This window comes from Arthrobacter sp. 05T47 (assembly GCF_056395825.1).
The window spans coordinates 141,065-149,499 of sequence record NZ_JBFTKG010000005.1; the positions used below are offsets into that span (position 1 = coordinate 141,065).

The window sequence follows — 8,435 nt, forward strand, 5'->3', positions numbered from 1 at the left end:
AGGCGTAACCGGAATGGCTACTGGAAGCCGGGGCCGAGGACCACGACGAGAGGCAGGTTGAACTCCGTGGACTCCACGAGGGTGTCGATGCCCAGGAGCGTTCCGAGCGCCTCCGCGTTGCCCTTCTGTTCGGCGTCGCTGTAGAAAATCACCGACGTCTGCTGCGGGACGCCGCCCCAGTTTCCTGTCTGGCCCAAGATCCAGCCGTCGGAGCTGACGGTGCCGCCGACCCTGCCGGCGAGGCCGGCCGTGGCGGTCCCGTTGTAAATCGTCACCGGCTGCGTCTTGTCCACGCCGGCAGCGGGGATACTGGGCGTCGCCGACGGCGCTGCCGCGGGATCTGTGGAGGCCGGATCGGTAGCGGTGGGTTCCGGGCTCGTCGGCGAGGGGCTGGGGCTGGCCGGGCTCGTGGCGGACGGAGCGGCGGTGGCGTTCTCACCGACGGCCGAGGCCTGGCCTGCGGAGAATCCGAGCTTCGGCAGGATCAGGAAGGCCACAAGGCCGATGGCCAGCGCTACGCAGCCAGCCGCCAAGATGGGCGCCAGGCTCCGGCGGCGCGATTCTGCGACGGCCCGGTGGACACCCTGGCGGGCAGAGGTCTCCGGGACCCGGTCAAATTCATCCCGAGCGTATTTGGTCATGGTAAAACGACGTCCTTGCTGATTTCAGACGGGTGCCCGAGGCCGGAAGCGGCGCAACAGGACGCTGCGCATCCGGCTGCGCGTGACGCTACTTTACGAATCTGTTCCCAGACGACGAGCAGTGCGGGCACGTTGGCGTGATGTACGTAGTCTACGCAATCTCTTGACCAGCATGGGATCGTGGGCCAGCGCTTCCTCGGTATCGATGAGGGCATTGAGGATCTGGTAGTAGTGCGTGGCGGAAAGATCGAACAGCTCACGGATGGCCTGTTCCTTGGCCCCGGCGTACTTCCACCACTGCCGCTCCAGTGCCAGCATCTGCTGGTCGCGGGCGCTCAGCGGAGAATCCGCGGATACCTCGCCCAGGCCTGCGCTGGCAGCGAAGGTTTCGGCAAAATCCCCCGCGATCCCGTGCTCTTGCGCTGTTTCGGCCACGACACACTCCCTGGTTGATTCCGAAAAACCGGTTGATTCCGAAAAAGCTGGTTGGATCCGGCAAAAAGCCATTCCCATGCTACGGCCGAATGACAGGGTTGTCATTCGGCCGGGTGCCGGCGCGGGCGGTGTCTGCGGAAGAATGGGGCTGTGTCCAATCCCGAGTTTCATTCCGAGCCTGATTCCGGTGCGCTGTTCGAACTGGAACCCGAACCCGCCGATCGCCTCAGCTTCGCGGACCTGGCGCGCCGGCCGCTGGGCGAGCTGGTGGCCCCGGACTGGGCGGAGGCGCTGGCGCCGGTGGAAGCGCAGTTGCGGGAGGCCCTGACGTTCCTCGCCGGTGAGGTTGCTGCCGGGCACGCGGTGCTGCCCTCGCCGGCAAACCTGCTTCGGGCTTTCCGGCAGCCGCTGGCCGCCGTCAGGGTCCTGGTGGTGGGCCAGGATCCCTATCCGACGCCGGGGCACGCCGTGGGGCTCTCGTTCGCCGTTGACGGCGCCACCCGGCCGATCCCACGCAGCCTGGCGAACATCTACAAAGAGCTTCAGGCCGATCTCGGCTTCCCCCCGCGCGTCCACGGGGACCTCAGCCGCTGGGCGGAGCAGGGTGTGCTGCTGCTCAACAGGGTGCTCAGTGTCCGGGCCGGCTCGGCCGGCTCGCACCGTAACAAGGGCTGGGAGGCGGTGACGGCGGCCGCCATCCGGGCCGTCGCGGACCGCGCGCCCGCAGCCGATGCCCGTGTGAGTGCTGACGCCGCCGCGGGACGCGCAGCCCTCGTGGTGATCCTGTGGGGGAAGGACGCCGAGTCCGTGAGGCCGCTGCTGGGATCTGCTGCCGTGATCGCCAGCGCCCACCCGAGCCCGCTCTCTGCCTCGCGCGGCTTCTTCGGCTCCCGGCCCTTCAGCCGGGCCAACGCCCTGCTGCGGGAACAAGGCAACGGCACGGTCGACTGGGAGCTGCCGCCGCTGCCGTAACAGGCCTCTGCCGAGTCTCCCGGCCAAGGTTCTTTGGTTAGGCTTGCCTCATGACCTCCCTCCCCGCCTCCACTTCGGCCACCCGGAACACGCGTCCCCAGACCGATCTGACGGTCCTGCGCAAGGAGCAACTCTCCCCGCACATGGTCCGGATCATCGCCGGCGGCCCTGGCTTCGCCGGGTACGTCAACAACGACTACGTGGACCGGTACGTCAAGATCGTGTTTCCGCAACCGGGCGTCGAATACCCGGAGCCGCTGGACCTGTGGGCCATCCGGGAAACCATGCCGCGCAGTCAGTGGCCGCACACCCGGACCTACACCGTCCGCTGGGTGGACATCGCAGCCCAGGAACTGGCCATCGATTTCGTGATCCACGGCGACGAGGGCCTCGCCGGGCCCTGGGCGGCCTCGGCCCAGCCAGGCGAGCGGCTGACCTTTACCGGCCCGGGCGGCGGGTACAACCCCGATCCGGCGGCTGACTGGCACCTGTTTGCCGGGGATGAGGCCGCGCTGCCGGCCATCGCCGCCGCCATCGAGTCTCTGCCGGAGGACGCCCGCGGGCTCGCCATCCTCGAGGTGGACGGCGACGCCGAGATCCAGTCCATCACCGGTCCGGCCGGCGTCGAACTGCGCTGGCTTCTGCGCGACGGCTCCCCCGCCGGCGACAGCGAGCTGCTGGTCACGGCCGTCCGCGACGCCGAATGGCCCGAGGGCCGGGTGCAGGTCTTTGCCCACGGCGAACGGGGCTACATGAAAGGCCTCCGGGACGTTCTCTACGTCCAGCGCGGGCTGGAGCGGACCCAGGTGTCCCTTTCGGGTTACTGGGCCAAGGGCCGCGTCGAGGACGACTTCCAGGCGGAGAAGAAGCTGCCGATAGGCAAGATCTAACAGCGCAAGATCTAAAGCGGAAGATCTAAAGGGCGCAAGATCTAACGCGGCAAGATCCAAGGGCGAGCCGGGGCTGGCGCTGCGGAGTTTCCCCGCCTTTGTCATCACGACGCCGGGACGCGACGGCGTGTCGGCCCGGCACGCCGTCGCGTCCTCGCAAAAGTGGGGAAACCCGGCGCCTCAGGGCAGCCAGGCACCCGGGAGCCGCGGGAACTAGCGGCGGCGGGCCCTGCGCCGCTCGTTGCTCGCCAGGCTCCGGGTCAGGGGCCGCGCCAGGGTGTCACCGAGCACGATCCCGGCAGCGACGCCGAGCACGATTGCGCCGGCGTTGAGCATCCCGCCGGCGCCCATGAGAATCTCCGATTCCTCGATGGTCAATACATACATGGAGCGGAATATGGTGAGTCCGGGGAGCAGGATCAGGGCGGCGGGGACTGCCACCACCAGCTGCGGAGCGCCCATCCGAAGGGCCACAACGCGGGCCAGCAGGCCGATCACCACCGCGGCGAGGGCCGGGGCGAAGCGGGAGCCGATGCCCAGCGCGTCGCCCCCGATCAGGACCAGATAGCCCACGATGCCAACTGCCGCCGTCGGCAGCAGCAGCTTCAAGCTTGTCTGTTCGGTGATGCCGATCATCAGCACCGCAATGGCGATCAAGATGATGACCACCCACAAGTCATACTTGGGCGGGAATGTTTTGGTGACGTCGATCGGGTCCATGCCGGTCATGTCTCCCACGACGAAGCCGACGGCGATGCCGGCCACGAGCGCCCCGAAGGTCAGCATGGTGGACAGGAACCGGCCGGCGGCCGTGACCGGGAAGCCGTTGATCGCATCCTGCACCGAGGACACGAGACGTCCGGTCGGCAGGAGCAGCAGGATCCCGCCAACCACCACGATCTCGGGGGCTATTTGCACCCCCAGCGGGGCGCCAAAGCGCCACAGCAGCAGCGCCACGATGGTCACCAGGAACGAACACGAGGCGGTGATGAAGAAGTCCGGGGTACGCCAGCGGCCCAGCTGGCGGGCAAGGAGGCTGACCAGCAGGTTCGAGAGGAACGCGACCAGCGAAGCGCCCGGTCCACCGCCCAGGACGCCGACGAAGACGGCAGAGAACACGCCGAAGGCCACGGTGACCATCCACCGCGGGAACGGCTTGGGGCTTCGGGTGATCTCCTCGAGCCGGCGCGAGGCTTCCTCGCGGCCGACGCCGCCGGCCACGATGTCCGTGACCAGCTGGTGCACTTGCGAGAGGCCCGCATAGTTGTTGGTCCAGGACCGGACGACGCGCAGCAGCGAGATGGGCGTCTGGTCCTTCGGGGCATAGTTGATGGCCACCGACTGGTTGGTGATGTCCACCTCGATGTTCTTGAGCCCCAGCGCAGCGGTGATCGCGATGATGCTGGTCTCAACTTCGAGGGCGCCCGCCCCGTACCGGAACATGGATTCGGCCAGCTTCAGGGCAAAGTCGATGGTCTTGCGGGCTGCGGCGTCCACCCCGCCGACCTGGATCATCGGGTTGGCGTACGGGCTGCCGGCGAGGCGGTCCACGATGCTCATGGGCGCCGTCGGAGGGTTTTCGCCCTGGACCAGCCGGCGCAGCATCCGCTTGGCGGCGGCGTTCTGACGCACCTGCATGGCCGACATCGGTTGGGTCCGGGGCAGGCCGTCCGTGGGCGGCCTGCGGTGGCCGTCGTTTCCGTTATTCATTCCGGCCTCCTCACTGTCCTTGGTCGGCTATTTAGTAGAACTGCTGGCCCGTGCGCCGGGTATAGAGCTGGCGTGCCACGCGCTCCCCCGCCGTCATCCACGCTTTGTACTTCAGCGGGCTCAGGACCTGGTCATAGCAGCCGACGAAGTCGGTCACGGTCTTGCTGAAGCTGGTCTTGAACAGGCCCAGCCCATGGAAGGGGTTCGAGGTGTCCTTGAGCTTGTCGCTCGGCGGAGTGCCGCAGAAGTCGTATTCGGTGCAGCCGAGTTCCTTGACCTGGCCGATCGCGGTCCACTGCACGAGGTGCGAGTCGCCGTACTGGCCACGCTTCTGCAGGGAGCCGCCGTCTTTGTACGTTCCCTTGCGGCCGTAGTTGATGACGAACGCGCCAACCGAGGGCACGCCGTTTTCGTACACGAACAGCAGCCTGCCCTGTTTGCGGTCCAGGAAGTTGGTCCAGAACTGGCGGTAGTACTCATACTCGCGCACCCGGACCTGGGACTTGGCCTCCACCGTGGTGGTCATCAGGCCATACATGGCCCGGAAGTTCTCTTCGGTGGGCTCGGCGTTATGGACCTCCACGCCCTCACGGATGGCGCGGCGCACCGCATTGCGGCCCCGGGAGTGGAGGTTGCGCAGCAGCTGGTTTTCTTCGGGCTCAATATCGAGCAGTGCCGTGGAGTCGTTGGGCTGCAGGTTGTGCGTCTTGACCAGGCCGGCCCCCTCGAGGATCCGTGCGGCGTCCTCGGACAGGACGATATCCGGCTCGATCTTGATCGCGAAGACGCCCAACTTGGCCCTCTTGACGAAGTCCGCGTTGGCCGCCGTGATCCCCGGGATGTCCTCGACGGACGCCACATCGGGTCCCTTGATCAGGTACCAGAGTTTGCCCAGGAGCGGAAACGACTTCTCCAGGATGAGGTTGTAGCTCGTATAGTCGGCCGTCTCGTAGACCAGGTGCAGGGGCTTCCAGCCAAAGTGCTGCTTGACCTCGGCAAAGGCTTCCGATTGCAGGAGATTGCCCCCGTTGGGGTTCGCGGTGACGTGGTCATCCCAGTTGGCAATCTCCTCGGCAGAGGCAAAGCGGGCTGTGAATTCGCGCAAGGGTGCGGTATCCAATCATTGCGGTACGAGCTTCGGCGGCATGCGGACATGCAGCCCCAAGTCTATCGGTCCGGACCCTGCCGAAGGTCCGGGCCAGGCGGTTACGCTGGTCTCATGCAGGCTCAGCATCAACCGCTCGAAGGCCGTCCGGGGGCGCCCGGCGGCCGGGTGCGCGGCGCAGGCGCCGGCTCAGGGACCGACTCAGGGACCGGCCCCGGCGCCCACTCAGGCACTGGATCGCAAATAGTCGCGCTGCTGTTGTTCCTCGGCGCGTCGGCGCTCGTTGCGGGCCTYGGCGGCCTCGCCACGGCCCGCCACGTCAACGGCTGGTACGCCACGGCGGACACGGCGCCCTGGTCCCCGCCCAACTGGGTCTTCGGGCCGGTCTGGACAGTCCTGTACGCAGCCATGGCCGTCGCGGGGTGGCTCATCTGGCGCAGCCATGCCGAGGGGTCCAAGGCGGCCCTGACAGCCTACGGCGTGCAGCTGGTGCTGAACCTGCTCTGGACTCCGGTCTTCTTTGCCCTGTACCCGGTGCTCGGGACACCGGCGCTGTGGATCGCGTTCGGGATCATCGTGGCGCTGGCTGTGGCGGTGGGTGTGACGGTGGTGCTGTTCGGGCCGATCAGCCGGACGGCAGGGCTGCTGATGCTGCCCTACCTGTCCTGGATCGTGTTCGCGTCCTCGCTGAACCTTTGGGCGGCGCTGCACAACTGACGCTGCCTACCCCGAACCGGCCGGCGCCGTCAGTTCCCTAGCACTCCACCACGTTCACGGCGAGGCCGCCCATCGCGGTTTCCTTGTACTTGGAGCTCATGTCGCGGCCGGTTTCCCGCATGGTGACGATGACCTCGTCCAGGGAGACCCGGTGCGAGCCGTCGCCCCAGAGCGCCATCTTGGCGGCGTTGATGGCCTTGGCCGCGGCGATCGCGTTGCGTTCGATGCAGGGGACCTGGACGAGCCCGCCGATCGGATCGCAGGTCAGGCCAAGGTTGTGCTCCATGGCGATTTCCGCGGCGTTCTCCACCTGCGCCGGCGTGCCGCCCATGACTTCGGCCAGTCCGGCGGCCGCCATCGAGGACGCCGAACCCACCTCGCCCTGGCAGCCGACCTCCGCGCCGGAGATCGAGGCCTGTTCCTTGTAGAGCACCCCGATGGCACCGGCGGTCAGCAGGAACTTGACCACCACGTCGTCGCGGTCGGCCTGGGTTGCCTTGTCCATGCCGGGGGCGAAGTGCAGGGCGTAGTAGAGCACCGCAGGGATGATGCCCGCGGCGCCGTTCGTGGGGGCGGTGACCACGCGGCCGCCGGAGGCGTTCTCCTCGTTGACCGCGAGGGCGATCAGGTTCACCCATTCCTGCCAGTACTTCGGGTCCCGGAAGTCGGGGTCCTGGCCGCGGGTTTCCTTCATGAGGCGCTCGTGCCAGTCGGGGGCGCGGCGGCGGACCTTAAGCCCGCCGGGCAGCAGCCCTTCGCGCTTGAGGCTGACCTCGACGCAGCCCTCCATCACGGAATAGATGTGCAGGAGGCCTTCGCGGATCTCGGTCTCGGTGCGGGAGGCCCGCTCGTTGACCAGCATGATCTCGCCGATCGAGAGGCCCTTGGACTGGCAGCGTCCCAGCAGTTCCGCGGCGGTGCGGAAGGGCAGGGGAAGTTCCTTCTTGGACTCGTCGAGTTCCTTCAGGGCCGCGTCTTCCTCGCCCTCGCGGACGATGAAGCCGCCGCCCACCGAGAAGAACGTGGCGCTGTGCACGGTTTCGCCCTCGGCGTCGGAGACCGTGAACGTCATGCCGTTGGTGTGCCGGGGCAGGATGGTCAGGGGGCGCAGGATGATGTCCTTCACGCCGTAGGGCAGGGGCACGGATCCGGCCAGYTGCAGGGTGCCGGTCYCGGCGATMGTGGCGAGCCGGTCCTCGACTTCCTCGGGCAGGATCAGCTCGGGATGGTAGCCCTCGAGTCCGAGCAAAATGGCCGTCATGGTGCCGTGGCCGTGGCCCGTGGCGGCAAGGGAGCCGTAGAGGTCCACCCGCAGCGACGCCACCTCTGCCAGCTTGCCTTGGGACTTGAGTTCTTCGGCAAACACGGCGGCGGCCCGCATGGGGCCCACGGTGTGCGAGCTGGATGGCCCGATCCCAATAGAAAAGAGGTCGAAGACTCCAACAGCCATGGTCGGTTCCTAACTAGGTCTTGCTGTGGCCCGGCAGAGGGTCTTGCCGGAAAGCGGCGGGCCGCCGGTAGGCGGCCGTTCCGCCGGATGCACGACGCCGGGCGGCGGCTGGTGGCCGCGGCCCGCCCGGCGTCGTGTCTTACTTCAGTCATACGTCGCTTAGGCGAGGTTATCAACCGAGGGGTAGAGCGGGTGGGCGGCGGCGAGGGCCTCCACCCGGGCGCGCAGGCCCGACAGGTCCGCGCCGGCGTCGGCGGTCAAAGCCTCGGCGATGATGTCCGCGACCTCGGCGAAGGCCGCTTCGCCGAAGCCGCGGGTGGCCAGCGCGGGGGTGCCGATCCGCAGCCCCGAGGTGACCATCGGCGGGCGCGGATCGAAGGGGACGGCGTTGCGGTTGACCGTGATGTCGATCTCCGCGAGGCGGTCCTCGGCTTCCTGCCCATTGAGCTCGCACTCGCGCAGGTCCACCAGGACCAGGTGCACATCGGTGCCGCCGGAGATCACGTTGATCCCCT

At 67.6% G+C, this 8,435-nt stretch carries 8 protein-coding genes and 1 pseudogene; 3 read left to right on the plus strand and 6 right to left on the minus strand.

Annotated elements, in window-relative coordinates; translation table 11 throughout:
- Positions 1-17: 17 nt before the first annotated feature.
- Together AC1DEY_RS06870 and AC1DEY_RS06875 are read right to left on the minus strand one after the other, a co-directional pair.
- The gene (locus AC1DEY_RS06870; protein WP_476867290.1) at positions 18-641 is read right to left on the minus strand and encodes a LytR C-terminal domain-containing protein; all 624 of its coding nucleotides are present in this window, start codon (positions 639-641) and stop codon (positions 18-20) included.
- A gap of 93 nt (positions 642-734) precedes the next feature.
- Positions 735-1,076: a DUF3263 domain-containing protein gene (locus tag AC1DEY_RS06875; protein ID WP_476867291.1), complete on the minus strand. Its 342-nt coding sequence runs from the start codon at positions 1,074-1,076 to the stop codon at positions 735-737.
- 150 nt (positions 1,077-1,226) lie between these two features.
- Here AC1DEY_RS06875 and AC1DEY_RS06880 point away from each other — a divergent pair, with 150 nt between their 5' ends.
- Together AC1DEY_RS06880 and AC1DEY_RS06885 are read left to right on the plus strand one after the other, a co-directional pair.
- Positions 1,227-2,048 carry a uracil-DNA glycosylase gene (locus AC1DEY_RS06880; RefSeq protein WP_476867292.1) on the plus strand — a complete coding sequence of 274 codons (822 nt, stop codon included), beginning with the start codon at positions 1,227-1,229 and terminating at the stop codon, positions 2,046-2,048.
- Positions 2,049-2,098: 50 nt separating this feature from the next.
- The gene (locus AC1DEY_RS06885; RefSeq protein ID WP_476867293.1) at positions 2,099-2,938 is read left to right on the plus strand and encodes a siderophore-interacting protein; all 840 of its coding nucleotides are present in this window, start codon (positions 2,099-2,101) and stop codon (positions 2,936-2,938) included.
- Between the two features lie 213 nt (positions 2,939-3,151).
- On the opposite strand, the gene AC1DEY_RS06890 is transcribed toward AC1DEY_RS06885, so the two are convergent.
- Positions 3,152-4,648 (minus strand): threonine/serine exporter family protein, encoded by a 1,497-nt coding sequence (locus AC1DEY_RS06890; RefSeq protein WP_476867294.1) that lies wholly within the window; start codon positions 4,646-4,648, stop codon positions 3,152-3,154.
- A 31-nt stretch (positions 4,649-4,679) separates the two neighbouring features.
- Positions 4,680-5,753, minus strand: a complete 1,074-nt coding sequence (locus AC1DEY_RS06895) for a lipid II:glycine glycyltransferase FemX (protein ID WP_476867295.1) — start codon at positions 5,751-5,753, stop codon at positions 4,680-4,682.
- Between the two features lie 114 nt (positions 5,754-5,867).
- Here AC1DEY_RS06895 and AC1DEY_RS06900 point away from each other — a divergent pair, with 114 nt between their 5' ends.
- Positions 5,868-6,470: a TspO/MBR family protein gene (locus AC1DEY_RS06900; RefSeq protein WP_476867296.1), complete on the plus strand. Its 603-nt coding sequence runs from the start codon at positions 5,868-5,870 to the stop codon at positions 6,468-6,470.
- A 37-nt stretch (positions 6,471-6,507) separates the two neighbouring features.
- On the opposite strand, the gene AC1DEY_RS06905 is transcribed toward AC1DEY_RS06900, so the two are convergent.
- Positions 6,508-7,920, minus strand: coding sequence for an L-serine ammonia-lyase (locus AC1DEY_RS06905; protein WP_476867297.1), 1,413 nt, complete (start codon positions 7,918-7,920; stop codon positions 6,508-6,510).
- Positions 7,921-8,079: 159 nt separating this feature from the next.
- Positions 8,080-8,435, minus strand: a pseudogene (locus AC1DEY_RS06910) (serine hydroxymethyltransferase); the annotation flags it as partial.